This window comes from Stenotrophomonas sp. a6 (assembly GCF_030913325.1).
GTDB lineage: Bacteria > Pseudomonadota > Gammaproteobacteria > Xanthomonadales > Xanthomonadaceae > Stenotrophomonas > Stenotrophomonas maltophilia.
The window spans coordinates 4127336-4154191 of sequence record NZ_CP133161.1 but is presented as its reverse complement, the minus strand read 5'-3'; the positions used below and the strand labels follow the sequence as shown (position 1 = coordinate 4154191).

The window sequence follows — 26856 nt, the reverse complement described above, 5'->3', positions numbered from 1 at the left end:
ATGTTGGGTAAATTGACGTGGGAGGCCGTGCCACTGCACGAGCCGATCGTCGTGGTCACATTGGTGGCCATGGTGCTGGGCGGCCTCGCGCTGCTCGGCGCGGTGACGTACTTCAAGCTGTGGGGTCCGCTCTGGCGTGACTGGTTCACCACCGTGGACCACAAGAAGATCGGCATCATGTACGTGGTGGTGGCGCTGGTCATGCTGGTGCGTGGCTTTGCCGATGCGCTGATGATGCGCGCGCAGCTGGCGGCGGCCGGGCCGGGCAGTGACGGCTTCCTGCCACCGGAGCACTACGACCAGATCTTCACCGCGCACGGCGTGATCATGATCTTCTTCGTGGCCACCCCGTTCGTGGTCGGCCTGATGAACATCATCGTGCCGCTGCAGATCGGCGCGCGCGACATGGCATTCCCGTTCCTCAACGCCTTCAGCTTCTGGATCTTCGTGGTCGGCGCAGCGTTGATGATGATCTCGCTGGGCGTTGGCGAATTCGCCATGACCGGTTGGGTCGCCTATCCGCCGCTGTCGGGCATCGAGTTCAGTCCAGGCGTCGGCGTGGACTACTACATCTGGGCATTGCAGGCGTCCGGTGTCGGCACCTTGCTGACCGGCGTCAACCTGTTCATCACCATCCTGCGCATGCGTGCGCCGGGCATGACCCTGATGAAGATGCCGGTGTTCACCTGGACCGTGCTGGTCACCAGCGTGATCATCATCGCCGCCTTCCCGATCCTGACCGTGGCGCTGGGTGCACTCACCCTGGACCGTTACCTGGACTTCAACTTCTACACCAACACGTTGGGTGGCAACCCGATGATGTACGTGAACCTGGTGTGGGCCTGGGGCCATCCGGAGGTGTACATCCTGGTGCTGCCGGCGTTCGGCATCTTCTCCGAAGTGACCGCCACGTTCGCGCGCAAGAAGCTGTTCGGCTACAAGTCGATGGTCGGTGCCACGCTGGCGATCGGCATCCTGTCGTTCATTGTCTGGCTGCACCACTTCTTCACCATGGGCTCCGGTGCCAGCGTCAATGCCTTCTTCGGCATCATGACGATGATCATCGCCATCCCCACCGGTGTGAAGATCTTCACCTGGCTGTTCACCATGTACGGCGGCCGCGTCGAGTTCAGCGTGCCGATGCTGTGGACCATCGCCTTCCTGGTCACCTTCACCATCGGTGGCATGACCGGCGTGCTGCTGGCCATTCCGGGCGCGGACTTCCTGCTGCACAACAGCCTGTTCCTGGTCGCGCACTTCCACAACACCATCATCGGCGGCGCGCTGTTCGGCTACCTGGCCGGCTTCGCCTACTGGTTCCCGAAGGTGTTCGGCTTCACCCTCAACGAGCGCCTGGGCAAGTGGTCGTTCGCCTGCTGGGTGATCGGCTTCTACCTGGCCTTCATGCCGCTGTACATGCTGGGTTTCATGGGCATGACCCGCCGCATGAACCAGTACGACAACCCGGCGTGGACGCCGTACCTGATCGCCGCCTTCATCGGCGCGCTGTTCGTGTTCGCGGGCATCATCCTGATGCTGGTGCAGATCTACGTGAGCGTGCGCGACCGCAAGCGCAACCTGGACCTGACCGGCGACCCGTGGAATGCACGCACGCTGGAATGGGCCACGCCGTCGCCGCCGCCGTTCTACAACTTCGCCGTGGTGCCCAAGGCCGATGAGCTGGACGCCTTCCACGAAGCGAAGAAGCGCGGCCTGCCGCCGCCGCCGAAGAAGTACGCACCGATCCACATGCCGAAGAACACCGGCGTGCCGCTGATCCTCAACATCTGGATCCTGGTGCTGTGCTTCGCCCTGGTCTGGCACATCTGGTGGATGGCCGCGGCCAGCTTCATCGCGATGATCGTCACCCTGATCGTCCGGTCCTACGACGAGGACGTGGACTACTACGTCAGTTCCGAAGAGGTGGCGCGCACCGAAGCGGCCAACCTTGCCAAGCTGAAGGAGGTACGCGCATGAACCTGTTGACCCGCCCCGAGCTGGCCAGCGACACGCAGGCGCGCGAGGACCACCACGAGCACGACCATGGCCACGAACAGGGCGGCATGAAGGTGTTCGGCATGTGGGTCTACCTCATGTCCGACCTGGTGCTGTTCGGTTCGCTGTTCGCCTCGTACGCGGTGCTCAGCACCGCCTACGCCGGCGGCCCCACCGGCAAGGAGCTGTTCTCGCTGCCGTTCGTGATGGCCGAGACCTTCCTGCTGCTGGTCTCCAGCATCACCTACGGCCAGGCCGTACTGGCGATGCATCGCCACGACACCTCGGCGGTGCTGCGCTGGCTGGGCGTGACCTTCGTGCTCGGTGCCTCGTTCATCGGCATGGAGATCTACGAGTTCTCGCACCTGATCCACGAAGGCGCAGGCCCCAGCACCAGTGCCTACCTGTCGGCGTTCTTCGCGCTGGTCGCCACCCACGGCCTGCACGTGGCCAGCGGCCTGATCTGGATGGCGGTGGTCATGCACCAGGTCTACCGCCGTGGCCTGACCCCGACCAACATCACCCGTGTGTCGTGCCTGAGCCTGTTCTGGCACTTCCTGGACCTGGTGTGGATCTGCGTCTTCACCTTCGTCTATCTGATTGGAGCCTTCTGACATGGCCCACGTCGAAACTTCGCGCGCCGGCAATGCGCACGGCTCCACCAAGTCCTACCTGATCGGCTTCGTGCTGTGCGCGCTGCTGACCGTGGTGCCGTTCGCACTGGTGATGAACCCGGTGCTGTCGCGGCCGCTCACGCTGTTCCTGCTGGTCGGATTCGCGGTGGCGCAGATCCTGGTGCAGCTGGTCTATTTCCTGCACATGGACCGCAAGTCCGAAGGTGGCTGGAACCTGGCCAGCTTCGTGTTCACCCTGGTGATCCTGTTCATCATCGTCGCGTTGTCGGTGTGGATCATCTGGAGCATGCACTACCACATGATGATCAACTGAGCCTGCGAACCGTGAAAGGCATCGCGTTCCCCCAACGTGGCCTGCGGCTGGTCGCAGGCCTGCTGCTCGGCCTGCTGGCCGGCTGCAGTGCGCAGTCGCGCATGGACTTCTACTCCAAGGACATCGCCTGCGAAGAGCTCGGCCAGCAGTGGTCGATGCCCGACAGCCACGGCACCGTGCGTGGCCCGAAGGACCTGCAGGGGCAGGTGACCTATCTGTTCTTCGGTTTCACCAGTTGCCCGGACGTGTGCCCGACCACCATGGTCGAGCTGAGCCAGGTCAAGCACCTGATGGGCAAGGATGCCGACCAGCTGCAGGTGGTGTTCGTCAGCGTTGACCCGGCCCGCGACACCCCGGAGGTCGCGCGCACCTATGTGGAAGCGTTCGATCCCCGGGCAATCGCGCTGGTCGGCAACGAAGCGCAGCTGGCCGCGATGGCCAGCGACTTCAAGGCGTTCTACGAAAAGGAACCCGGCCAGGTACCGGATACCTACACGATGAGCCACATTGCGGGCGGCTACGTGTTCGACCGCCAGGGTCGACTGCGCCTGTTCGCGCCGTACGGCATGCCGGTGGAAAAGCTGTTCTCGGACGTGCAGCGACTGCTGCTGGAGCCCGCTCATCCCGCCGCCGGCAACGACGCGCTGGCCAGCTGCAGCCGCAAGCACAGCGACACACTCGCCGCCCGCTGACGCCACCTTTACCGCGGTGGGTGCCGACCGTTGGTCGGCACACCCCCACACCAATCCCCGGCCGGCCAGGAGAGCCAGCCGGCCGGGGGCACCACTCAACGCCTTACTTGGTTTCTTCCCACTGCACCACGTCCGGCTCGGTGGCGCGGATACCGGCGGTGGACAGCAGCCTGGTGGTCGCATCCAGTGCCGCGTTCACCGACGGATACTCCACGATGGCCTGGCCCGAAGCCTTCGACACCTTCACCACGGTGCCACCGGTGGCCGTAGCCGCGCGCTGGGCCGATGCCGCATCGGTGAAGAACACCTTGACCCGCGAGGTCGCCACCACCGGCGCTCCGTCGCGGGAGACCGCCGCCGCGAACTTGCCGGCACCGGCATCAGCAGGCGCGGCCGCTGCGCCATCCAGCGAACGCTTGGTACGCGAACTGGTGGTCGCCGCCGCCTGCGGGGTGATCGTGAACTGACCGCCGCTGGCCTGCTTCACGGTGGTCGAGGGAGACAGCTGGAAGCGCGTGCCGCCCACATCGAACGAGCGGCCGGTAGCGGACGCCTTCAGTTCCTGCGCATCCACGGTCGACAGGGTCCTGGCTGGAGGGGTCTGCCCCGAGCTCTGTGCCCAGGCAGGGGAGGTCATCGCCGCGAAGGCGAGCGTGCTCAACAGAATGGTGGTCTTCATCATCAGTGCCCCAGAACGCGGATCTTGAAGAATTCGAGGTTGCCGCGCGAAGCTGCGGTCGCGGCCTGCCCCATGTCGGTCACTTCCAGCGTCCAGGTGCCGCTGGCATTTTCATCCAGGAAGGCATTGCTGGACAGCAGGTCCCAGCTGGTGAAGTTGCTCTGCGCGCCACCCGTGCCCGAACCGATCGCGGTGAACGCCGGTTGCACCACGCTGCGGGTGCCGCTGGGCGACACCAGCACGAACTGCAGCTGGCGCGTGTTGCGGTGGTTGACCCGGAAGCCCAGCTGCACGCTTTCGATGTTGCGCGCGCCGTTGGCCAACTGGAAGGTCAGGCGTGCGGCGGCAGCCGAGGTGTTGCCGATGGCCACGGTACGCGTGGTGTTGCGCCAGCCGCTGTCGACCAGCGCACCGAGCGACTGGAAGTTCTCGGCGACCTGCACTGCACGTGCAGCGTTGACTACGCCGAAGCCATACCAGTTGCTGTAGGCACGGCCGGCAGCATTCACCGTCCAGCCCGGCACCAGCGTGCGCCCGTCGGCCAGTGTCACCGCCGGCTGGTTCGGGTGGTTGCGGGTGGCGGTGGTGGCCAGGATGTACTTCACATCGCGATAGGACAGGTTCGGATTGGCTTCCAGCACCAGTGCGGCCACGCCCGACACCATCGGTGCCGACGCGGACGTGCCGTTCATCTTGGCGGTGTAGTTGCAGGTGCTGTCGATGGCCGACAGGTTGCTGTCCAGCGTGTTCTGGCGGTTGGTGTTCTTGTTGCTGCCCTGCGCGCACCCGGTCACGTCGGTGGTGACGATGGCCGGGTCGTAGGCGCGTGCCACCAGGCCCGGGGCGTACTGCGCCTGCAGGCCGTACTCGCCGCCAAAGGCCGACACCCACAGCGCCGAGCCGGTGGAGGAATACGACGAGCGCACGCCATCGGCGCGCACCGCGCCTACGGTGATGACGTTGAACAGGTTGTTGCGCGGGTCGCGGCCAGCCGGCACGCAGCCGGTGTTGCGGTTCTTGGTGTCCGTGGTGCAGACATCCTGGGTCTGGCTGATCGAGGCATTGTTGAAGTTGTTGCCGGCCGACTTCACGTAGATGCCGCCGCGGCCACCGCGCGTACCCGACAGGGCCTGCTCATACGAACGAATCGTGTTTTCGCTGTACGCCAACGGCAGGTTCGGATTGCCCGGGCCGGCGCCCCAGCTGTTGTTGAACACCTGCACGTCGGCCGACTCCGCGCCGTCCCACCAGGCGTACTCGATGTTGCTCTGCTGGTTGCCCAGGGCTGAGCGCGAAATCGGGTTGAAGCCCTTCAGCGTCGCCGCCGGGGCCACACCGCGCACGCCAAGGTTGTTGGCGCCCACCGCACCGGCGATGCCACCGACCATGGTGCCGTGGTTGTCGACATCCGGGTTGGTCGGGGTGGGGTTGTTCGAGCCATTGGTGAAGTTCTTGCCGGCCACCGCGGCCACGTTGGCCGCCAGGTCCGGATGCGCGATCTGCAGGCCATCGTCGACGATGGCGATGGTGACGCCCTGGCCACGGATGCCATTGCGGAACAGGCCGTCCACGTTCAGATCGTTGCCGGCCACCGGCAGTGTGTCGGCCGGGACCGTCTGACCGGTGTTGAGCAGGTGCCACTGGATACCCGCCAGCGGATCAGCCTGTTGGGCCTGGGCGGTGGCGGCCAGGCTGCCCAGCACCAGGGCAGTGGCGAGGGCCAGGCGCGCAGAGCGCGGTGGCGCGGAGCGTTGCGTGTGTCGCTTCATACACGAATCCTTCTGTTGTGAATCGGCATGGCAGGACGGCGGGGCGGAACTGCCCCATCGCAACGAGCCAAACGCGACACAACGAACAACCCCCTACCTCTTCACACAAACAATCTGCGAATGTGCCAATTGCGTCACAAACGCTTAGTACGTCAGGTTATGACAGGGCATTCGAATGCCTTCACGCCATCTTCGCGCGTCTGCTTCGAGGGCCGGAAACGAGGTAATCACATGCAGATGAAGACACGCATGAAGAATGGACGCCAGCGTGCACGTGCGCGCGCAGACCAGACCCCGCTCTCGGTTGCCGCCATCCGCAAGGTGGTGCTGTCCGTGCATACGCGCAGCCACGACTATGGCGACGATGCCGATATCGCCGAGTTGCTGCCCGAGCTGGCCGCATTCGGCATCACCACGGTGAAACCGCTGCGGCTGTTGATGAAGAGGCACCGACGCGCGCTGCTGCAGGAGGAACGGATCGTCATGCGCCGCGCAGAGACGCTGCATCTGCGCACCGAGTGGCGGCTCGGTGGCATAGACGTGCATGCCAACACCAGCCGCTACGCCATCGGCGGCCTGGTCCGCACCAGCATGGAACACGAATTCGGCTTCGAGACGATGCTGCCCTTCCACGAGGTGCGCGAGGACGAATCCGCGTAGCGGGGTGCCTGCGCGGTGGGTGTGGCAGCCCCGCCGGGTATCATCGCGCGCCCTCACATCGCGCTGTGTTACTACAGCCCGTGCACCCTTCCGCATCGGAGCACGATGATGGTCAACCCTCTGGCCCAGGCCCATCGCGGCCTCGGCACCACGCTGTTCAGCCTGTTGAACCCGATACCCTTCGGCTTCTTCGTCGGTGCACTGATCTTCGACGCGATCTACCTCAACAGCGCCGAGGTGATGTGGGGCAAGGCCGCCGCCTGGCTGATCACCTTCGGCCTGATGATCGCCATCCTTCCGCGCCTGATCAACCTGTTCGCGGTCTGGCGCCGCAACGGCACGGCCACCCGTATCGACCGCATCGACTTCTTCCTCAACCTGGTCGCGGTGGTGCTGGCCATCTGGAACGCCTTCGTGCACAGCCGCGATGCGTATGCCGTTGCAGTGCCGGGCACGATCCTGTCGGCGCTGACCGTGGCCCTGATCGCGCTGGGCCTGATCCTGCTGTCACTGCAGCCGCCGGTGCTGCAGGGAGGTCGTCATGGCTAAGCACATCCTCCCCACCGTCGCCGCCTTGGCATTGGCCGCCGCCCTGTCGGCCTGCGCCGGCAAGGCCGAGTACCATCCGGCCGACCAGTCGGGCCCGCAGCCGCCGCTGCCCAAGCCGGCCAACTTCCTGATGCCGCCGATGCAGGTGCCCAAGGGCGTCGGCTGGGCTGATGGACAGACCCCCACGGTGGCCGAAGGCCTGAAGATCGAGCGCATCGCCGCCAACCTGCAGCATCCGCGGCGGCTGCTGACCCTGCCCAACGGCGATGTACTGGTGGTGGAAGGCAACGGCCCCGGCGAAGAACCGGTCACCACGCCCAAGCAGTGGATCGCCGGCAAGGTGAAGGCGCGCTCGGGCAAGGCCGGCAAGGGCGGCAACCGGGTCACCCTGCTGCGCCGCACGCCGGGAACGAACACCTGGACCCAGCATGTCTACATCGAAGGCCTGCATTCGCCGTTCGGCATCCAGCTGATCGGCGACACGCTGTACGTGGCCAACACCGGCAACATCGTGCAGTACCACTACGTGCCTGGTGAAACCCGCATGTCCGACAAGGGCCGCGAGTTCACCGACCTGCCCAGCACCATCAACCACCACTGGACCAAGGAACTGCTGGCCAGCCGCGATGGCCGCAAGCTGTACGTTGGCGTGGGCTCCAACAGCAACATCACCGAAAATGGTCTGGCCGTCGAGTACCGCCGCGCAGTGGTGCTGGAAGTGGACGTAGCCACCCGTGGCAGCCGTATCTTTGCGTCGGGCATCCGCAACCCGACCGGCCTGGACTGGGAGCCGAGCACTGGCACGTTGTGGGCGGTGGCGAACGAACGCGACGAGATCGGTGCCGACCTGGTGCCGGATTACCTCACCTCGGTGAAGGAGGATGGCTTCTACGGCTGGCCCTACAGCTACTACGGCCAGCACGCGGACGAGCGCGTGCAGCCGCAGCGGCCGGACCTGGTGGCCAAGGCGATCACACCGGACTACGCCATCGGCTCGCACGTGGCACCGCTGGGCCTGTTGTTCTACACCGGCCAGGCATTGCCGGCGCAGTACCACGGCGGCGCCTTCATCGGCGAGCACGGCAGCTGGGATCGTTCACCACTGAGCGGCTACGAAGTGGTCTACGTACCGTTCAAGGACGGCAAGCCGACCGGGCGGCCGCAGACCGTGGTCAGCGGCTTCGCCTCGAAGGACGAGAAGACGCTGATGGGTGCGCCGGTGGGCATGGCGATGGACGCCGAAGGCGCGCTGCTGGTGGCTGATGACGTGGGCGACGTGGTGTGGCGGGTGTCGGCCAAGTAGCTGTGTAGCGTCGAGCCATGGCCGAAGAACATCCGGTAGAGTCGACTGTCAGTCGACTCGAGCGCGCAGCGCGAGCTTCCCCGGTAAGCAGCGAAGGGCAGTCGACACTACCCTGTCGACTCCGCCCTGCCGGTTCTGCCACCGGGTTCAGCGTGCCCGGAACCCGCTGAACACCGACTCGGCGGCAAACCCCACGCCACCCAGCAACACGCCGAAATACACCACCGTGGCCACCAAGAAGCCATAACCGGCCACTACCGCCGCACCATCGCGCTGGATGAAGCCAATCGCAAAGGACATCAGCGCCAATGCCGGCAGCGTGTTGCTGAAGGGAATCGGTCCGGCCGGCGCCATCAGCAGCAAGGTGGCGAACACCAGCATCAGGTTGTTCAGGCGCATCATCTTCTTCGAGCGCACCATCACCGCCAGCCGCATCGGCCGCGACAACCGCTCCATGCGGTGCACCCACTTCAGCGCACGGCCGAGGTTGGCCTTCAGCTTGTCGGTGGCGATCTCGCGGCGCGCCAGTTTCTGCGGTACCCACAGCGGGCGGTTGCGCACCCGGCTCAGGCCGATCAGCAGGATCGAGGCGCCAAACACGGTACTCAGCCCCGGAATCGACACCGGAATAATGAAGATGGCCGAGAGCAGGATCACGATCAGCAACAGGCCTTCATCGCCCAGCGCACTGAGCAGGGTGCCGACCCTCACCTGGTCGCCGGGCAGCTCGTCGATCATCTGCTCGATCTGCTGGGCCAGGGGGGCGCTGTCGTCGGTTTCGGGGGCACGGTAGGTCATGCGTCGCAAGCTTCTCCAGGGAAGGGCGGTCAGCGGGCCGTCCTGCGGTGGGGGACGCACAGGATCCTGCAGTATCCCGGCCAACGTGGGCAAAGAGGTGAACCGGGCATGAGGGGTTAAACTGGCGTGCCCCGCACGAGTTGAACGCAATGGACATGGGCCGCAGGCAATCGACCATCGAACTGGTCGCCATCGACATGGATGGCACCCTGCTGGACCCGTCGCACCAGCTCACCCCCCGCGCCAGGAAGGCCATCGCGCAGGCGCGCGCACTGGGCGTGCACATCGTGCTGACCAGCGGCCGCCCGGTCCCCGGCCTGGCGCCGTACCTGCACGAGCTCGGCATCAACGGCAACGACGACTACTGCATCGCCTGCAATGGCGGCCTGGTGCAGCGCATCGGCACCCGCGAAACCGTGGTCGAGTATCCGCTCAGCTTCGACGATTTCCTGTTCTGCGAGCAGGTCGCCCGCGACCTGGGCGTGCACTTCCAGGCGCTGGACAGCCAGCGCATGTACACGCCCAACCAGGACATCAGCTACTACACCGTGGCCGACTCGCATCTCTCGCGGATGCCGCTGTCGTATCGCCGCGTGGAGGACATGGACCCGTCGATGTCCTTCATCAAGCTGATGATGATCGACGAGCCCGAGGTACTGGATGCCGCCATCGCGCGCCTGCCCAGCAAACTGACCGAGCGCTTCGCGGTATTGAAGAGCGCGCCGTACTTCCTGGAAGTGTTCGACCACCGCGCAGGCAAGGGCCCGAGCCTGCAGAAGCTGGCCGAGCATCTGGGCATCGACCGCGCCAACGTGATGGCCATCGGCGACCAGGAAAACGATCTGACCATGCTGCAGTACGCCGGTACCAGCGTGGCGATGGACAATGCCATTGATGCGGTGAAGGCGGTGGCGCGGTTTGAGACCAGCAGCAATGCTGATGACGGCGTGGCGCACGCCATTGAGGCCTACGTATTGCGTTGAGGCGCCAAGCGGCGCTCAGCGCCTCAGGCCCAGCACGCAGTGCGGAGCATCGCGCTGGCTGCGGACGATGATCTCCTGCGCTCCTACGGTGAGCGAATGGTGCTGCTCGTGGTTCCGCGCGATCAATGGCGCACCATGGCTGGGTGGATAGATGAATGGCTGCAGGGTGTAACGCTTAGCCAACCGCTCCAGTGGGAAGCATGGCGTATCCACGAACGTGACGAACAGAAGGCGGATTTCATCGTCCTCGCCGCGTATAACGCGATACTCCACGTTATCGATGGCAAAGCCATCGGCGGTCAGCATCGGCTGTGACCGGTAGATGCGCGGTCCTGCATCCTTCTCAAATGAAAACGGCGCGATGATGCCCAGCTCATGCAACTGGGCCGGGCTGATCGGCGACGGCGTGGTGACGAGCGCGTCGATCAGGGCATCCAGACGCTGTGGGGAACGCACTTCAACTCTGTCGTGCGATAGCGCAGTTTCCATGCACGAAAGCAACATCATGCCAACGCTGGCTATTGCTTTCCAGGTGGTCCAGCGGGTCATCAAGGCTCCTGCCAATCTGGAATCGGGTATCTGAAGATACCGGACAGGACGATACCTGCGTATAGCCGCGCTGTACCACGGTGCAATGGCGGATGCGGCAGTGCGATGCAAGAATTTCGCACGTCGAAATCACCCCACCGAATCCCACGGCAGATGATCGTCTTCGTCTGCTGACCGGCGCGCAGCGCGCCGTCACCCCCTCAACGCGATCGCACCGCCAGCCAGGGCGCCGACACCGGTGCTGCAACGCGCTGGGCGTGCGCCTGCGCCGCTCTCTCCCTGCACCTGGATCTGCCCATGAACACCCCACCCACGACGCGCCTCGCCCTGGCCATCATCGCGGCGATCACCGCACCTGCGTACGCAGCAGACACGCACGATGCCGCGCACGACTCGCCCACCACGCTCAACGCCCTGCAGGTCATTGCCACACCGCGCGGTGCGGCCGTGGCACCGACCCAGGTGGTCGGCCCCAACCGTTACATCATCAAGGCAGACGACCTCGACGCGATGGTCACCGGCAACAACGGCCTGGCGATGCTGAAGCAGGTGCCGGGCGCCAGCTACACCGCCACCGACGGGCTGGGCCTGGATATCTCGGCCACCAGCCTGTTCGTGCGCGGCTTCCGCATGAACGAAATGGGCATCACCTTCGAAGGCGTGCCGCTGAACGACAACGGCTTCCTCTCGCTCACCGGCACCAGCGTGGTGAACGTGGGCGTGCCCGATGGCATCGGCGCGATCACGGTCAGCCCCGGTGGCGCACCGGTCAGCGTGTTCTCCAGCAGCGTCAACGGCGGCAGCCTGGAATACCGCCTGCGCGAGCTGCAGGACACGCCCAGCCTGCGCGTGAAGCAGGGCGTGGGCAGCAACAACACGCTGGTCACCACCGCATCCGGGCAGAGCGGCCAGCTCGGCGAGCATGGCCCGAAAGTACTGGTCGACCTGCAGCGTGTGTCCGCCGACAAGTACCAGGGCGAGGGCACGCAGAACTTCCTGCGCGGCGACCTGAAGCTCCAGCAGGACGTCGCCTGGGGCGATTTCACCGTGTTCCTGTCAGACAGCAAGGCCAAGGTCTGGGGCTACAACAACATCTCCTTCGACATGATCCGCAAGCTGGGTTGGAAGGCCGACATCTTCTACCCGGACTACGCTTGGGCGTATTACGTGGCCTCGCCGGAGAATGCGGACAAGTCCTGCGGCGCCTACACCTGCGGTGAGCTGTCCGAACTGATTCCGTACGACACCGGTCAGATCACCCGTGACCGGGTGTCTTCGATCAGCCATCGCTTCCAGATCAGTCCGGCGCTGAGCGGCAACGTGCAGTTGTACAACGCCAACAGCCACACCCAGGCCACGCTGACCGACCCGACCGTACCGTCACCCAACGGCGCGCCGTTCTCCGAACAGGTGCAGACACCGCGCCTCAACCGGCTGGGCGGCATGCTCAACCTGCAGTTCGAGGCGGGCGCGCACACCTTCACCGCCGGCTTCTGGCAGGAGAAGAGCAAGGCCGCCGCCAAGACCGAGTGGTACCAGCAGCCGCTGCTGGGCGAGGGCCCGCCGCTGAAGGCCACCGGTCCGTTCGATGTGTATGGCCCCGCGTTCAAGACCGACAACGCATCGAGCTGGGTGACCCGCTCGCGTCAGTTCTATCTGCAGGACGACATCGTGTTGAACGACACGCTGAAGCTGGGTGTCGGCTTCAAGGCCGTGGATTTCCGCACCAGTGGTGGCGGCCTCGGTGATGCCAAGGACCGGCCGGTGAACGGCACGCTGCGCGCGAAAAGCAACTTCCTGCCGCATGTCTCGCTGTTCTGGAGCCCGACCGAATCCACCGATGCCTTCATCGACCTGGCCAACACCATGAACGGCTACCGCGTCGCCCAGCGCGGCAACATCGGCTACACCGCCTCGGCGTGGACCATCACCGGCCAGGAAGAGTTCGATCGCGTGGCGGGCACGCTGCGTCCGGAGAAGAACTGGAACCTCACCGTGGGCGCGTCGCATCGCTTCGACCGGCTGACGATCACCGGCGACGTGTTCTACAACGACATCCGCAATCGCCTGCTGTCGGCGGCCATCGGCACCCAGTTCGCACAGATCAATACCGTGCGGTTGATGCCGAAGATGCACGTGATCGGTGCCGACCTCGGCATCACCGCCGATCTGACCGACCACCTGCAGTTCTACCAGGGCGTGGCCGTGGCCCGTTCCTACTACGACAGTGACTTCGTGGTGGGCGACACGGTGTACCCGATCAAGGGCAACGCCCAGCCGGGTTACCCGCAGATCTCGCTGGTCAGCGACCTGTCGGCGCATTTCGGCGATTGGCGTTTTGGTGCCACCAGCACCTCCTACCTGCGCCAGCCCTTCACCTACGAGAACGACATCCGCGTGCCGACGTTCTGGCAGGTCAATACCTATGCCGCCTACCGCTTCGGTACGGACAGCGCGGTGCCCGGCCTGGAGCTGCGGCTGGACGTGAGCAACCTGTTCAACCGCCACAACATCGGCACCGCCACCATTGCAGGCTCGTCATTCTCGGGGGATTACCAGACCCTGCAGCGCAGCGCGCCACGGCAGCTGATGTTCAGTACCTCGATGACGTTCTGAGGCAACGAAGGCCGGGGTCAGAGCCCTTTGCTGCGCAAAGGGATCCGACCCCGCAGCCATCCCGTGATCGGGGTCAGATCCCTTTGCGCAGCAAAGGGCTCTGACCCCAGACCCAGCTTTGCGCGGCCGGCAGCGATTTTCCGGCAACGACGCAAGGTTCCCACAATGTTGCTGGGTCATCCTGTTGGCATGGCACAGCACAACCCGCGAACCCTGCTGTTCGGCATCCGGGGCCCAGGACGGCTCCGGCAGGTGCCGTCCGTGACGCCTGTGATCGACCTGCAGGCCGAGTACCAGTTCTGGCACGTCTACGAGCGCGTGGTCCGTCCGTTGCCCGGTGGGGGGCTGCGGCTGGCCTGGCTGGTGTGCCAGAAGGTTTACCGGGACCGGTGGCAGCACCCGGACGACAGCGACGAGGCGGCGTTGTCGCGGGTGCTGTTTGGCGGGAACATGACGGCTGACCGGGCGTCGGAGCTGGCGGAGCTCCATGCGCTGGTCAGCCGTCGGGTGGCGCTGCTGGCGAAGCGGGGGCGGGTGGATTCCGCGGCGTGATGGCGGGGGCGGCATTAGCGCCGCCAGGCGGCCATGACCCGCTTCTGGTAGAGTCGACTGTTAGTCGACTGCTCTTCGCGTCGGCCCACCAAGATACCGCGCTTCGCGCGCGAGTCGACTAACAGTCGACTCTACCAACGACCACTCGGGACGGTGCTTCTAGGGCTTTCCCCGGTCCAACTGCCGGTAACCAATAGCCTCAGCCAGATGCGCTGTCTGGATCACTTCGCAACCCGCCAGATCAGCAATCGTGCGCGCCACCCGCAGAATCCGGTGCATCGCACGTGCCGAAAGCTGCAGACGCTCGATGGCCTGCTCCAACAGATCCTGATCGGCCTCGCTCAGCTTCGTGCACGCCCGCAGCGCCGCTGGCGGCAGATGCGCATTGAGCGCGCCACGCGCCTGCTGCCGGGCGTGGGCGGCTTCCACCCGTGCGCGTACCGCAGCACTGGGCTCACCCAGCGGCGTGCTCTCCCGCAGCTCCACCGCGTCCATCCGCGTCACGCCGATATGCAGATCGATGCGGTCCAGCAACGGACCGGACACCCGTGCGCGATAGCGGTTGATCCGTTCATCGCTGCACAGGCAGCGGTTGCTGCGATCACCGGCCCAGCCGCACGGGCAGGGATTCATCGCGGCCACCAGTTGGAACCGCGCGGGGTACTGCACGCTGCGTGCCGCGCGGGCGATGCGGATGTGGCCGGACTCCAGTGGCTCGCGCAGGGTTTCCAGTGCGCTGCGGTTCCACTCTGGAAGCTCGTCAAGGAAGAGGACTCCATGGTGGGCCAGTGATATCTCACCGGGGCAGGGCGGGTTGCCCCCACCCACCAGCGCCGCCGCACTGGCACTGTGATGCGGTGCCCGAAAGGGCCGCTGCCGCCATCGTCTTGGGTCCAGCCCTTCGCCACTCACCGATGCAATCGCGGCCAGCTGCAGCGCCTCAGTCTCTTCGGTATCCGGCAACAAGCTGGGTAGGCGCGAGGCCAGCAGCGTCTTGCCGCAGCCAGGACTGCCGATCAACAACAGATGGTGCCCACCGGCGGCAGCCACTTCCAACGCGCGCCGGGCGTGCGCCTGCCCGCGCACGTCGGCCAGATCGGGTAGTGGCAACGGTGTCGTGTCCACGCGTTCCACGGGCGGCAACAGGCGCGGATTGCCCAACCCGGCGCAGCACTCCAGCAGCGTACGCGCTACACGCACATCGGCGTGCTCGGCCAAAGCTGCCTCTGCGGCATTCCCTGGCGGTACCACCAGGATGCGACCGGCTTCAGCGGCGGCAATCGCGGCCGGCAGTGCACCGGCCACCGGCCGCAGCTCGCCGGTCAGCCCCAGCTCGCCCAGAAACTCGTATTGAAGCAGCGACTGTGGATCGACCTGGCCGCTGGCCGCAAGAATGCCCAAGGCAATCGCCAGGTCGTAGCGCCCGCCTTCCTTTGGCAGGTCGGCGGGCGCCAGATTCAGGGTGATGCGCCGCTGTGGAAAGTCGAAGCGAGCGCAGAGCAGGGCGGCCCGCACACGCTCGCGGGATTCGCGCACGCTGGTTTCGGCCAGGCCAACGATCTGGGTGACAGGAAGGCCGCCAGAGAGATGCACTTCTACCCGCACCAGCGGGGCATCGACCCCGGCGCGGGCACGGCTGTGGACCAGCGCCAGGCTCATGTGTGGATTCCTGCGGATGGATGTTCGATGGTGCGGCAGGCATTCGGCACGGCGCCATCGGGCATTGCGGGTGAAACGGCTAAGGGGATTCCGGTCAAGGGCGATCCTTCGCTCTGAATAGTCATCGCTGCGCATCAGGAGTCGCCTCGCTGAAGCGTCAAAATCGCGCCTCGATCCCCGATGGATGCACTCAACCGGCGGTTGCATAATCAGCGTACGAGGCGGTTCTTGCTTCGGCCTGCGTCTGAGTAGAGAGGATGGAATGAAGATTGTTGCAGCACAGATGCGATCAGCCCCTGGCGACATCGATGGCAATATCGAACGGCACGTGCACTTCATTGAACGGGCCGTCTCGTGTGGCGGTGCGGCGGTCTTCTTTCCGGAGATGTCGCTGACCGGCTATGAGCCGCGGTTGGCCGAACAGCTGGCAATGACCCCAGATGACGCGCGTCTGGAGGTATTCCAGTCTCTGAGCGATCGGCACCAGATTCTGGTCGCAGTCGGTGGGCCATATCGTGGCAACGATAGGCCGGAGATCGGCATGTTCGTCTTCCGCAGCGGTCAGGCACCGGCTGTCTACACCAAGCAGATGCTGCATGCCGACGAACTGCCTTATTTCAAGGCAGGAACCACGTCCCTGTCAGTAACCCTTGGAGAGGAAATTCTTGTCCCCGCCATCTGCTTCGAGTCGCTACAGATGGAAAGTGCATTGCGGGCCAAGGACGCGGGAGCGACGGTCTACGTTGCCAGCGTTGCAAAGAACATGATCGGTATGGAGCGGGCTCACCGCCACTACGCAACAGTCGCGCGGGAGCTTGGGATGAACGTGTTGGTATGCAACGGCGTGGGCCATGCCGATGGATTCGAGATGACGGGAGGGTCCGCCGCCTGGGACAACAGGGGGGCGCTGAAGTGCCGCGCCGGAACTGGAGACGAGGCATTGGTGGTGTATGACCTCGCAGATCAGAGCGGTAGTGCCGTGACACTCCCAGCAATGGGCACGCTCGGGAGTGCGGGCTAACCTCCGGAAGGCTTGAGATGTTCGGAGGGAGCATTCGCCTGATTCCGTCCAGGCAGGAACCCTGGCGTTCTCATGAAGAACCCAAGCGTCACGTTGCCATCAACCCAACCGCGGCCCCTGCCGGCTCTCTTCCTGCTGCCGTTCCTGCGCTTGTGCCAGCTGCTGCGACTGCTCCCGATCCTGAGCGCCGAGGCTCCGGTTGGCCGCTGCATACTGCTGCTCCGGTGCGACCGCCAGGGCGTCCTGTGTTGGCATCTGCACCCGGTTGGCGGCGGGGTCCGATGACGCGCCCGGTCCTGAGCGCGTCACGAACAGCGTGGCGCCCGCAGCACGGGTTTCGGTGGCTTCACTCAGTGCCATGTCTACCTGGTCGCCGGGCTTGAACCCGGCTTCTGCTGCAAGCCGGTAGGCGCTGGCCAGCAGGCGGTCGCTGCTCTGGTCCCACGGCTTGTTGTTCTTCTCATCCAGCATGGCTACCGACGAGCGCAGCTGTTCCAGCAGCCCGCTGCCATCTGGGCGAAGGGCCGTGCCGTGGTGCCGGTCTACGTCAGCGTCGTGCTGCGTGGCAGGCCTGGAGGTGTGTGGCGGCGATGCACTCGGTGCGGGCTCAGGTGAAGTTGGCGCGCGCGGCAGGGCATCCGCGGACTGCTGCTCCGCAGTCGAGCGCTGCACGTGTGCCTGGGCAATCTCCTGTGGCGTGGTGACGCAGACGATCTGCATGCGCTCGTCATCTTTCCCGGCCAGTGTGGCCAGCGAGCCATCCTTTTGCACCTGCAGCATGAACGTACCGAAGTCGGGCACGGCGCGTGCGTGATCCTGGGCAACGGCGGCTACGGCGTCATCAATCTCTTCAGCATTGCGCACAATGCCGGCACTACGGTAGGCGTCCACCACCTGGCTGCGCAGGCCGTATTCGGTTGGCGTGGGGTTGGCCCGGGCGATGTCGGCCATGGACGTCAGCTCCTGTACGCCGGCCTGCTGGCTCTGGCGCGTACGATTGAGCTCCTCGACGATGCTGCCCTCGGCCGGGTTGGTGCCGTACAGCCAATCCGGCGTTTGCCACTGCCCTTTGGCATCCTGCGTGTACTTCTCGCCGTTGGAAGCGCGCAGGGGCTGCGTCTGGGTCAGCGCGTTGGTGATCACCTCCGGTACCGGCTCAATGGTGGCGAACTCGTGCCAGTTGTACTGGTTGAACGCCACCTGGTAACGGGCGGCAAGCGCCTCCGGCGTGTTCAAGGCGTTCTGGGCAATGATGCGCTGCGATTCCCGTTCCAGTTGGCCCGACTTTTCCGGGCTGACAGGCACGCTGTAGTCAAAAGGGACGCGTCCATCAATCATCGCGTGGATGGAGAGGTTCCATTCGCCGTTGTGCGGATTGCGCACGTAGTGGCGGTTGGTTTCAAACGGCTCGCGCGGCGGCGCGCTCTCGCCGCCTGCATCAAGCTTGAAGGGGTTCTGCGGCCTGGGCAGGTTGGCCATGCCCAGTGAATACGAGTCGTTGGCGGCCTTGTAGTTCAGCTCGTCCGCCAGCCGGCCACCGGCGACCATGGTGGTCTCGCGGTAGCTTCCGTCGGGCTGCGGCGTGCGCACGCTGCGGCTCCAGGTGCCCTTGGCATCTTCCGGATCGCGGCTCCATTCGTTGCCGCTGCGGTCCACCTGGGTGTAAACCGCTTTCTTGTCCTGGTACTGCGCCCAGTACTCACCGCCGAAGCCACCGGCCACGCCGCCCAGCAGCCCGGTAGCCAGCGCACCTGGCCCGGTCCACGATCCGGTGAACAATCCGTACCCCGCGCCCAACAGGAAGCCGCCACCGAAGCCGCCTGCAGTGCGCCCCACGAAGTGGGTGGCCGCAGATTTTGCGCCGGCGTTGTTGCCCGCGCTGTGCAACTCGGCCACGCGGTGGCCGGTGATGGCGAAGTCCACGGCCAGTGCGGCAACACCCGCGGCCCCGAGTACGCGCGCGCCGGTAATCTGTCCGCGCGCGGCGGCAGCTTCGGCGGCACCTTCCGCAGCGCCAGCGCGCCCAGCAGAGCCTGCCAGTTCCGGAGCCGTGGTTGCCGGGCCAGGGCGCATGATGGTCAGTGGCATCTCCGGGTTGAACGCCGTACGCACGCGGGCCGCGGTGTGCTCGCTCAGCGGCAGGCGGCCGCCCTGGTTGGCCTCCTGGATTGCGGTGCCCAACGATGCGCGGCCCCCCCAGCGCTCGCTCAGGGTGGAGTTGCCGGATTGGTCGATGGCATCCAGCGCCGCCGTCACGTTGGCTTCGGAGTGGGTGACGCCGCGCCAGCGCAACTCGGTCGGGTTGAGGGTCTTCAGTTCCGCAATCTGCGCGGCGTGGGTGCGCTGGTAGCCGTCCAGATCGGCGAAGAAGGTGCGGATCCTGGCGTTGGCTTCGGCCGGGGTCATGTTCTCCGGCGTGTTGGTGACCAGGTCGCCGTTGAGGATGCCGGCGCGAAGCGTGAACTCCAGGTTCTGGATGCGGGCAGCCATACGCTCGGCGGCGGCAGCGCGCACATCCGGCGCAGAATCCTTCGCCAGCAGCGCTCGGCCGTCGTAGGTTTCTGCGAGGTCGTCGAGAACGAACTTCAGTTGATCCGAGTACGCACTCAACGGGCCGCCCGAGTGCGGCGATATACCCAACCGGGTTGCCAGCGCGGGGTTTGCGGGCAGGTTGAGGATGTTGTCGGAACCGTGGAGCGTGAAATGACCACTCCTGGCAAGCGACTTCAGCAGCTGGCTTTGTTCGAACGCATTCTGTTCGATCAGATGGTGTCCCTGGAAAACCGGTGTGTCGGCCATGCGCACCACCTCATTCAAGAATCCGTTTGAAGGCGCTCGTCCTAGAGATCGGCTACATCGCGCAGCCGTACGCCGGAGAAGTTGGCGGCATTCAATGCATCAAACATCGCGCGGTCGCAGATGGGCGGTGCGCCCATGCGATCCTGGCGGAAGATATGGGCATCGCCCACAACGTCCTGTTTGAACACCAGGCTGGCGCCGCCGACGAGGCTGTAAAGCTTCTCGTCCTCGCCGGTCTGATAATTGTGGTCGAGCTTGATTCTCACGCGGGACGAGGCTTCATCCAGAGCGTCGAGCCTGCGCAGCACATTGCCCAGGTAGTACTGAGGCCCGGGGCTGCCGTCGGCAAGGCTGAAGTCGCAGGCCACAAAGGCAAACGCCTGGGGGTCCATCTGCTCAAACAGCTGCTTCAACGGCTCCGACACAATCCAGATGCCAGCGAGCTCTTCCAGATCGCGTGGCATTGCGCCCTTCTCGGGCACATGAACCAGGTGGGGGCGCTCCGGATACTGGCCTGGCGTTCCATCAGGACGCGAGATGACATTCATCCCCGGATCGATCAGCTTGTCTTCGTTGGCGATCTCTATACCGGGTACCCCGCCATTGCTCAGCAAGCCTGCGTCGATCAGGAAGAATTCGCCCTTGTGGGATGCGGCTTCGGCTGAAACTTCGGTGGCGGTCGATTCGGTCACGGGGGCTTCCATCATGGATGCGGGGGCAGAACGGGAAAAACCGTTGAGCCGATGCTAGCGGGGCTTCTGCGCAGCCACAAGTTGCGCCGAAACGGTGCCGAGGGCACGTGATTCACGCGGCTCTTTTGGAATTTCGGAGCAATGCCGAGGATGATGCTGCCATTCCTTCCACTGCCTGCAATGGTCTGCTGGATAGGCGGAATGACGAGGGAGATTCCAGCCGAGGGTGGCCTGGGTCCCTGAACACGCAGCGCTGGTCATCAGGCACCGACCTGTCAAGGCGCCCAAGCCGTGCCTCAACCCACGAAGGCCCCGCACTTTCCACCAGCAACCGCCCCTGGCTCTGGTGCAGATCCAGCCAACGCTCGAAGCTGGTGCGCAGACGCTCGATGTCCGGCGCCCGCCACCGTGCATCGGCAGGCATGCGGATCAGCACGCGCGAGGGCGCGTTCTCCACGTCCATCACCAGCACGCCCTTGCACCGGATCTCGAAGGACGTCGCCCCGGCATGGCGCGCGTGCAGTTCAAAGCCCTCGTGGGCCTTCGCGGTCACGAAGCCAAGTGCATCACTGTGCAGCAGGCGGTAATCGGCCGGCCGCAGCTTCTGGTAGGCCCACACCTGATCGCCCGCAGGCTCGGGCCACCCCATCCACACCGCCGCCATGATCGAGGCGCACACCGCCGCAGCGGCAAGGCCGTGGTTCTTCATTTGTCACCCCAGACACAGGCAGAAACGTACGCGCCACAAGCGCGCTCAGTCCTTGGGCCGTACCCGTTCGTGGATGAAGGCAGTAAGCGCCAGATCGGCCATCACCAGCCCCTCCATCACCCGGTCGCCCACGTACTGCTCAGGCTCACCGTTCTGGCGCGTGCGCTCGGCCGCCAGCAGGATCTCCTGCACGATGCGCTGGCCGGTGAGCGCGCAGTCGGCGTCGGACAACGCCATCTGCCGGCTGCGCAGGTGATGCTGCTCGGGCCAGGGTTGGCCGTCGGCCGCAGCGCCCGCGCCGATGGCGTGCAGGATGGCGATGAGGCTGTTGCGGTCTGGGGCCGAAGCGCGTGACGGCGCTTCCTGGATCGGGCGCGGGGGAGGGGAGTGCGGCGTGGTCATGGCGGGCTCCGTGCAAGCAGGCAGAAGCCGCCACCGATAAAGGTGGCGGGCAGAGCGTGGCTCGAAAACCGGATGTTGGGAACCGGCGGGTACAAGACCCCCACGCCCCGCCCGCCATAGCCGGCAGACGGATTGCCAGCCGGCACCACGCGCGGTGGTGCCGGCTGGCAAGCGCAAACTACTTCCCAACAAAACGGGTTTTCGAGTCCCGACCACCGATGCACGGTGGCGCAGTAACGATTACCTGCTGTTGTTCGGAATGCCAACGAGTAGGGGTCAATGCCGCCAAAACCCGAGACGCTTTTGGCATTGTCGCATAGCGTGGAAAGGGGCGAGAGCCTTGGTGTGCTAGGCGCAGCGGCACTTCTGGAACGGAGTCGTCAGAACCTTCCGTCAGAGATGTAGGGCGCGGCAAATGCGACAGCATTGGTCTGACGGTCGCTGATGGATGCCGCGTAATTCGCCTCCATGCGTGAGTGACTTTCTGCCTATTGACCCCGTGGGGCGTCACGCAGAATCTGACTACCGTTGTAGTCACCAGGAACTATCCTGCCCGCAGCAGGAAGGTTCTGCGGCGTTTGAACGGACTCCACCCACTGGCGCAGGCCGCTACAAGGATCACTGGACGTGTTACGCCGCAATCGACTTCTTCTGTCTGCGGGTCTGCTCCCGCTTCCGTGGTTCCTGTTCTGGACCAGCGTTGCTGCCCTGTTCGCGCCGGGTTACAACCCGCTTGCCCAGCACGCCAGCGAGCTGCTGCAGGCGCCAACGCTTGCAAGCATCTGCGCCAGGATCGCCGCCATCGGCTCTGGCGTAGGCTTCGTGGCGTTTGCCATCGGGACATGGCGGGAGTCCGGTCGGCGGATTGCAGTAGGTGCAATCTGCTGGCTGGTCTTTGGCATTTCCATGCTGACCAACGGGCTCTGGCCCATGGGCCATCCGATGCACGGCTTCTACACCATCGGTATCGCCAACATCATTGCACCGGCGATGTCGCACATCGAACTGAGCGCGTGGTCGGCCAACCGAAGGGCGTACGCCGTGACTGCTATGGTGAGCATCGCGGGGATTGTCTATCTCTGGTTGAACGTGGTGGGAGCGGATCCGGAGGGCTTCAGGGGGCTGACCCAGCGGCTGTTCTCGTCGATCAACTCGCTGTGGCCGTTCCTGGTTGCGCTGTACCTGATGCGCAGGGATTCAAGCGCGCTGAAGGCGGAGCCTGTGCATTGATGGCGGCGCGCGACAGGAACATAGAGGGCCGAACAAGGGCTTCTCGATTCTCCGGCCCCAGCTCAAGGTGATCTTCTCGGGATTCATGCCAGGGTGCTCACTGTTCAAGCCGTGGGTGCTCTTCAACCATCTGTTCCTTGATGCTGGCACCACGGGTGGTAAGAGGGGAAAGGTCGTGCGCGCCTTCTGCTATAAGTAGGGACCGCGCCCAGAGGGCCTTTTGGAAGATTGTGGGCTCATGGAGTTGTACTGGCGCTTGTTCACCAGTTGCACATCGCAGCAGGCGGCTCTCAAGGTCGCGGCGCGGATGTTTGAGCAAGCAGGTCTTGAAGTCAGCAATCTCCACGCCGAGCCATATCACAAGGGCGGCTTCATGGTGAGTGCCTGCTCCCGTCATGCTGCGCAATCGTGGCCTGAGTTTGTGGTTCTTGCCCTGGCTTCGGCACAGTGCACCGGCCGCGGATGGCTCCTGAGTGGTTCAATTGCGGAAGAGCTGGATGCTTGGTCCAATCATTCCTTGGTTTCCGGTGTTTCGTCTATCCATATCCAGGCGGAAAGGCGGGAATGACGAATCGCTGAAGTAGATGCCTAGTTCCGGCTTGGAGCTGCTCCAGAGACCAAAGCCGCTAGCCGGTAATCGCCTTGCAGTAGCGTGTCACGAAGAATGAACTCGTAGGATTCCAGGTGGTTGCCATGCGTAGTGGGATGAGTCTCTGCGTACTCTCCACGTGGAAGCAGCAGCATGAAGACGAGGACTTTTTGGACATGTTCAAGTAGGGGCCGGCTCGAACATTCTCTCAGGGCCAAACCGCTTCGTGGCTGGGCGTGGTTGAGATATTGCGAGTGTCCGCATCTGGCCACAGGGCGTCATGCGAAACATAAAGGACATTGGCTCGGTCAATGAGCCCACCGCCGGGTCCGGGTACGCGCTGGCTTGTCAGCTGCGCATGGTCGGTCTAGGATCGAACTGCATTAAGGTGAAAGGCCGCCATGCGCTGTTTTGCGGATAAGCTGTATAGCCGGACCCTGGGGTCGTCTATTAGATAATTGGCCGAGAGGAGCAATTGATGGAGCTTGATGGGCTGACAACCCCGGGGCAAATAGACGCGAAAGTTCGAGACTTTTGCAAGTCAATCAGCAAGGGGGCGCCCATATTCGTTGATGTTATCCCCGAGCTTTGGTGTCGACAGTCATGTTGCGAGATGAATGTCGATAAGCTGATAGAAGGGCGTGGTGGCGAAAAGGTGCTTGGGTACAAGATCTGGTACCTGCCCAAGTCTTACATTGAGGCTGAGCGCCACGTAGTTCACAAGCTGGGCGATGTTTTTCGTGACCCTACTTTTAATGCGGATGGTGAAGATAGGATTCTTTTTGTCGCTGACGATGATCAGAGGGGCGGCTATATGGGGCGCCCAATGAAGATTCGGCGTGGTTTCACCAATCAAGCCAGAAGATTCGTTGAGGTTTCCAATGCCCATGAGTCGAGTTCTCGCATCCAGCAGTTGGATAATGATCAGTCTTGGAAAAGGATGATTACCTATGCGGATTGGTTGAATGGCAAGCGGCAAGCGAACATGTGGATTGAGCAAATCGGCTAACAATTCATCCAGGCCGACGCCGCTTCGCGGCGCGGCTTAACTAAAATTCTAGAAGGCTATGGCCAATCTTCCAGCGACCATTGAAACATCTGTTGTAGAGTCAATGAAAAGCCCGTCTTTAATTGACCTCACCCTGGAGGTTGGGGAGGTCGCTATCGACTCCCTTCTCGATGATGGGCTTGCCAAAGACATCCCTTTCTTTGGCTTAATAATGAAGGCTAATGATGCGGTTACATCAATCAGTGCCAGGATATTTGCTGCAAAGATATACAAATTTCTTAAGGTTATTGGACAGACATCAAAAGAGGAGCGGGATCGCGTCATTGACGATATATCCCGAAAAAAGGGCGGTACCGAGGCGGCGGGAACAGCTATCCTCGACCTGATTGATAGACTTGATTCAGAGAAAAAGCCAGAATTCGTTGGCAAACTATTCAATGCATGTGCTAGAAGGGATATTGCCGTCGATGAGTACCTTCGTCTCGCAGATATCATATCGAAAGTATATTTGAAAGACATTGAGCTGCTCTCAGATCCGCACCCGGGCGGACTCGCTACATCCCAGCAGAAGAATATATTCATGGCCAACGGTTTGATGATCATGGGGATAAAGAATCCGTCGCGCGGCAGTGAGTCAGGTGCAAATATGTTGAAAATTGCGTCGGACATATACGAGAAGCCGTTTGATTTGACCTATAAGCTCACGCGATCGGCGGCGCAAATATCTCTGCACTGCTTTGGGCTGGATCGCTTTTCTGATCGCGGCATTGAAGGTTTCGTTAGCTAGTCGTCGAATAATTCATTCAGGGTCGATGGCGGGTAACTGATCTAACGTCGATGAGACGTGTGGATTGGAAGAGATTCCGAAGGGACAACTGGATTCCCATGTCAGCATTCGATCATTCCCTGGTAACCCTCCGATTCTTCGGAGACGGCCTCCTGCCCGAAGAAGTCAGTGCCTTGCTCGGAGCGACTCCAACCGCATCGCATCACAAGGGCCAGGAACTCAGAGGCAACCAATCAGGCACCGTGCGTATCGCCAGGACCGGGGGCTGGCGACTTGATGCGGAGCGTCGTGAGCCTGAAGATCTGGAAGCGCAGATCTTCGAGATCCTCGATCAACTCACCGGCGATCTCGCCGTATGGCAGGCTCTGGCACGCTTCCGGCCTGATCTGTTCTGTGGCCTTTTCATGGGCAGCAGCAATGATGGTGTCTCGCTTTCGCCTCGCGCGCTGCTCGCCTTGGGTGAGCGCGGCATTGAGCTCGGGCTGGACATCTATGAAGCCGATGAAGAAGTGCGCAACGCCCAGCGCCAGCAGGCCATCAGTTGATGATCTCTCCACTCCCCGAAGCAACGAACGCCTTCAACTGCCGAATAAACTCCGCGTCGTAGAGCTCCCACTCCGTAATCTCCCCAACCACCCGCAACGGCTGCGCACTCCGATACGAACGCGTCGGGTTCCCGGGAAACTTCTTGTTGGTCACGTTCGGGTCGTCCTCGAACGGCCCGGTCGGCTCCACCACATACACGCGCGGTCGCCCTTCACCCCGGGCCATCTCCGCAGCCAACCCGGCGCCCTTGGCGATCGTGGTGAAGTAGATGTGGTTCATCACCACACTGTCGCGATAGTTGGAGCGGAAGCCCGCGCTCAGCAGCTCGCCCACCGCCAGGTCAGCGCGGGTGCCGTGATAGAACGGCCCGGCGACCTGGTCGCAGGTGTCATGCGAAACGGGCGTCCAATCGGTGTCCTGCGCCATCACTGCTGCCCCTCTCTGTGCTGCCGGATCGACAGGCCGGCGAGTCTAGGGCGCCCGCAGGGCCTTGCTGCAAGGCCCCATCCGGGAAATAATCTGTAAACGGGAGGCGCGGTGCGCCTCCTTTTTTCATTCTGCGGCGCCGCGCCCTTCCAGCTCGCGCACGGCCGTTTCCAGCGCATCCAGCTTTTCGCGGGTCTTCAGCAGCACGGCGCGCTGCACTTCGAACTCCTCGCGGGTGACCAGGTCGAGCTTGGCAAGGCCGGCCTGCAGCGCGCTCTTGAAGGTGGCCTGCAGTTCCTCGCGCGATTCGCGCAGGCCCGGCGGCACCAGGTCGCTGAGGCGACGGGCGAGGTCATCGATTTGGTTCAGGTCGATCATGGGGTGCTCCGTGGGGGTGGGCCCGTGCATCCGGCGCGAGCAGGCCATTCGGGCACAAGGATACTGCTGGCACCCACTGCCCGGACAGGCGGCAGCGGCTTCGCACGGGCCGCGTTCAGGCGCTATCCTCCACGCCGGAAGACAGGAGATAGACGATGAAGATGGTCATGGCGGTGATCAAGCCGTTCAAGCTCGACGACGTGCGCGAAGCGCTGGCCGAGCGTGGGGTCACCGGGATCACGGTGACGGAAGTGAAGGGCTTTGGTCGCCAGAAGGGCCACACCGAGCTGTACCGTGGCGCGGAGTATGTGGTCGATTTCCTGCCGAAGGTGAAGCTGGAAGTGGCGGTGACCGATGACCAGGTGGAGGCCGTGGTTGAGGCCATCGTGAAGGCCGCCGGCACCGGGAAGATTGGTGACGGCAAGGTGTTCGTGTACGACCTGGGCAGTGTGGTGCGTATTCGTACCGGTGAGTTGGACGCGGACGCGTTGTAAGCGCGCCGCGGGCTGCCGGCAC

Annotated in this window: 28 protein-coding genes; 17 read left to right on the top strand and 11 right to left on the bottom strand. The window is 63.8% G+C overall.

Features of this window, described 5'->3' with window-relative positions:
- From cyoB to Q9Q79_RS19085, 4 genes are read left to right on the top strand one after another with little or no spacing between them, the layout of a single operon-like run.
- Positions 1–1977, top strand: coding sequence for a cytochrome o ubiquinol oxidase subunit I (gene cyoB, locus Q9Q79_RS19100; protein WP_099527047.1), 1977 nt, complete (start codon positions 1–3; stop codon positions 1975–1977).
- The gene (gene cyoC, locus Q9Q79_RS19095) at positions 1974–2609 is read left to right on the top strand and encodes a cytochrome o ubiquinol oxidase subunit III (protein ID WP_012481498.1); all 636 of its coding nucleotides are present in this window, start codon (positions 1974–1976) and stop codon (positions 2607–2609) included. The genes cyoB and cyoC overlap by 4 nt, the downstream gene beginning before the upstream one ends.
- A 1-nt stretch (position 2610) precedes the next feature.
- Positions 2611–2943 (top strand): cytochrome o ubiquinol oxidase subunit IV, encoded by a 333-nt coding sequence (gene cyoD / locus Q9Q79_RS19090; protein ID WP_005411473.1) that lies wholly within the window; start codon positions 2611–2613, stop codon positions 2941–2943.
- Positions 2944–2954: 11 nt separating this feature from the next.
- A complete protein-coding gene (locus Q9Q79_RS19085) occupies positions 2955–3635 on the top strand; it encodes an SCO family protein (protein ID WP_012481496.1) in 681 nt (226 codons plus the stop codon).
- 103 nt (positions 3636–3738) lie between these two features.
- Here the strand turns inward: Q9Q79_RS19085 and Q9Q79_RS19080 are convergent, their stop codons facing one another.
- Together Q9Q79_RS19080 and Q9Q79_RS19075 are read right to left on the bottom strand one after the other, a co-directional pair.
- A complete protein-coding gene (locus Q9Q79_RS19080; RefSeq protein WP_005414757.1) occupies positions 3739–4317 on the bottom strand; it encodes a hypothetical protein in 579 nt (192 codons plus the stop codon).
- Positions 4317–6083, bottom strand: a complete 1767-nt coding sequence (locus tag Q9Q79_RS19075) for a S8 family serine peptidase (protein ID WP_005411470.1) — start codon at positions 6081–6083, stop codon at positions 4317–4319. Before Q9Q79_RS19075 ends, Q9Q79_RS19080 begins: the two co-directional genes overlap by 1 nt.
- Positions 6084–6314: 231 nt before the next feature.
- Here Q9Q79_RS19075 and Q9Q79_RS19070 point away from each other — a divergent pair, with 231 nt between their 5' ends.
- The 3 genes from Q9Q79_RS19070 (at position 6315) to Q9Q79_RS19060 (ending at position 8595) form a co-directional block, all read left to right on the top strand.
- Positions 6315–6743 carry a hypothetical protein gene (locus Q9Q79_RS19070; RefSeq protein ID WP_005414756.1) on the top strand — a complete coding sequence of 143 codons (429 nt, stop codon included), beginning with the start codon at positions 6315–6317 and terminating at the stop codon, positions 6741–6743.
- Positions 6744–6851: 108 nt separating this feature from the next.
- Entirely contained in the window at positions 6852–7292 is a 441-nt protein-coding gene (locus tag Q9Q79_RS19065) for a DUF2231 domain-containing protein (protein ID WP_044571475.1), read from the top strand.
- A complete protein-coding gene (locus Q9Q79_RS19060) occupies positions 7285–8595 on the top strand; it encodes a sorbosone dehydrogenase family protein (RefSeq protein ID WP_201861669.1) in 1311 nt (436 codons plus the stop codon). Before Q9Q79_RS19065 ends, Q9Q79_RS19060 begins: the two co-directional genes overlap by 8 nt.
- Positions 8596–8742: 147 nt before the next feature.
- Here the strand turns inward: Q9Q79_RS19060 and Q9Q79_RS19055 are convergent, their stop codons facing one another.
- Positions 8743–9393 carry an exopolysaccharide biosynthesis protein gene (locus Q9Q79_RS19055; RefSeq protein ID WP_033833724.1) on the bottom strand — a complete coding sequence of 217 codons (651 nt, stop codon included), beginning with the start codon at positions 9391–9393 and terminating at the stop codon, positions 8743–8745.
- Between the two features lie 149 nt (positions 9394–9542).
- Here Q9Q79_RS19055 and yidA point away from each other — a divergent pair, with 149 nt between their 5' ends.
- Positions 9543–10376 (top strand): sugar-phosphatase, encoded by an 834-nt coding sequence (gene yidA, locus Q9Q79_RS19050; protein ID WP_065183401.1) that lies wholly within the window; start codon positions 9543–9545, stop codon positions 10374–10376.
- A 15-nt stretch (positions 10377–10391) separates the two neighbouring features.
- Here the strand turns inward: yidA and Q9Q79_RS19045 are convergent, their stop codons facing one another.
- A complete protein-coding gene (locus Q9Q79_RS19045) occupies positions 10392–10925 on the bottom strand; it encodes a hypothetical protein (RefSeq protein ID WP_133050235.1) in 534 nt (177 codons plus the stop codon).
- A gap of 297 nt (positions 10926–11222) precedes the next feature.
- On the opposite strand from Q9Q79_RS19045, the gene Q9Q79_RS19040 reads away from it, so the two are divergent.
- The gene (locus Q9Q79_RS19040; protein ID WP_201861671.1) at positions 11223–13541 is read left to right on the top strand and encodes a TonB-dependent receptor; all 2319 of its coding nucleotides are present in this window, start codon (positions 11223–11225) and stop codon (positions 13539–13541) included.
- Positions 13542–13706: 165 nt separating this feature from the next.
- Positions 13707–14093, top strand: coding sequence for a hypothetical protein (locus Q9Q79_RS19035; RefSeq protein ID WP_099472686.1), 387 nt, complete (start codon positions 13707–13709; stop codon positions 14091–14093).
- Between the two features lie 159 nt (positions 14094–14252).
- On the opposite strand, the gene Q9Q79_RS19030 is transcribed toward Q9Q79_RS19035, so the two are convergent.
- A complete protein-coding gene (locus Q9Q79_RS19030) occupies positions 14253–15752 on the bottom strand; it encodes a YifB family Mg chelatase-like AAA ATPase (RefSeq protein ID WP_012481486.1) in 1500 nt (499 codons plus the stop codon).
- A 262-nt stretch (positions 15753–16014) separates the two neighbouring features.
- Between Q9Q79_RS19030 and Q9Q79_RS19025 the strand changes: the two genes are divergently transcribed.
- Positions 16015–16773 (top strand): carbon-nitrogen hydrolase family protein, encoded by a 759-nt coding sequence (locus tag Q9Q79_RS19025; RefSeq protein WP_099527045.1) that lies wholly within the window; start codon positions 16015–16017, stop codon positions 16771–16773.
- A gap of 99 nt (positions 16774–16872) precedes the next feature.
- Here the strand turns inward: Q9Q79_RS19025 and Q9Q79_RS19020 are convergent, their stop codons facing one another.
- From Q9Q79_RS19020 to Q9Q79_RS19005, 4 genes are all read right to left on the bottom strand, one after another.
- Entirely contained in the window at positions 16873–19572 is a 2700-nt protein-coding gene (locus Q9Q79_RS19020; RefSeq protein WP_099484214.1) for an XVIPCD domain-containing protein, read from the bottom strand.
- 41 nt (positions 19573–19613) lie between these two features.
- Positions 19614–20276 (bottom strand): DUF1629 domain-containing protein, encoded by a 663-nt coding sequence (locus Q9Q79_RS19015; protein ID WP_024957931.1) that lies wholly within the window; start codon positions 20274–20276, stop codon positions 19614–19616.
- Positions 20277–20376: 100 nt separating this feature from the next.
- Positions 20377–20973, bottom strand: coding sequence for a hypothetical protein (locus Q9Q79_RS19010; protein WP_049396745.1), 597 nt, complete (start codon positions 20971–20973; stop codon positions 20377–20379).
- A gap of 45 nt (positions 20974–21018) precedes the next feature.
- Positions 21019–21375, bottom strand: coding sequence for a hypothetical protein (locus tag Q9Q79_RS19005; RefSeq protein WP_043034263.1), 357 nt, complete (start codon positions 21373–21375; stop codon positions 21019–21021).
- A gap of 627 nt (positions 21376–22002) precedes the next feature.
- On the opposite strand from Q9Q79_RS19005, the gene Q9Q79_RS19000 reads away from it, so the two are divergent.
- The 5 genes from Q9Q79_RS19000 (at position 22003) to Q9Q79_RS18980 (ending at position 25535) form a co-directional block, all read left to right on the top strand.
- The gene (locus tag Q9Q79_RS19000; protein ID WP_099527044.1) at positions 22003–22605 is read left to right on the top strand and encodes a DUF998 domain-containing protein; all 603 of its coding nucleotides are present in this window, start codon (positions 22003–22005) and stop codon (positions 22603–22605) included.
- A gap of 238 nt (positions 22606–22843) precedes the next feature.
- Positions 22844–23173, top strand: a complete 330-nt coding sequence (locus Q9Q79_RS18995) for a hypothetical protein (protein ID WP_012481479.1) — start codon at positions 22844–22846, stop codon at positions 23171–23173.
- Positions 23174–23807: 634 nt separating this feature from the next.
- Entirely contained in the window at positions 23808–24203 is a 396-nt protein-coding gene (locus Q9Q79_RS18990; protein ID WP_143566062.1) for a hypothetical protein, read from the top strand.
- Positions 24204–24261: 58 nt separating this feature from the next.
- Positions 24262–24990, top strand: coding sequence for a hypothetical protein (locus Q9Q79_RS18985; protein ID WP_139338733.1), 729 nt, complete (start codon positions 24262–24264; stop codon positions 24988–24990).
- Positions 24991–25088: 98 nt separating this feature from the next.
- A complete protein-coding gene (locus Q9Q79_RS18980) occupies positions 25089–25535 on the top strand; it encodes a DUF4279 domain-containing protein (protein ID WP_012481476.1) in 447 nt (148 codons plus the stop codon).
- Here Q9Q79_RS18980 and arr read toward each other — a convergent pair.
- On the bottom strand, positions 25528–25962 hold the full coding sequence (gene arr, locus Q9Q79_RS18975; protein WP_044571000.1) for an NAD(+)--rifampin ADP-ribosyltransferase: 435 nt from the start codon (positions 25960–25962) through the stop codon (positions 25528–25530). The genes Q9Q79_RS18980 and arr overlap by 8 nt on opposite strands.
- A gap of 126 nt (positions 25963–26088) precedes the next feature.
- Positions 26089–26340, bottom strand: coding sequence for an accessory factor UbiK family protein (locus tag Q9Q79_RS18970; protein WP_005411375.1), 252 nt, complete (start codon positions 26338–26340; stop codon positions 26089–26091).
- Positions 26341–26495: 155 nt separating this feature from the next.
- Between Q9Q79_RS18970 and Q9Q79_RS18965 the strand changes: the two genes are divergently transcribed.
- Positions 26496–26834 (top strand): P-II family nitrogen regulator, encoded by a 339-nt coding sequence (locus Q9Q79_RS18965; protein WP_005411374.1) that lies wholly within the window; start codon positions 26496–26498, stop codon positions 26832–26834.
- Positions 26835–26856: the final 22 nt, after the last annotated feature.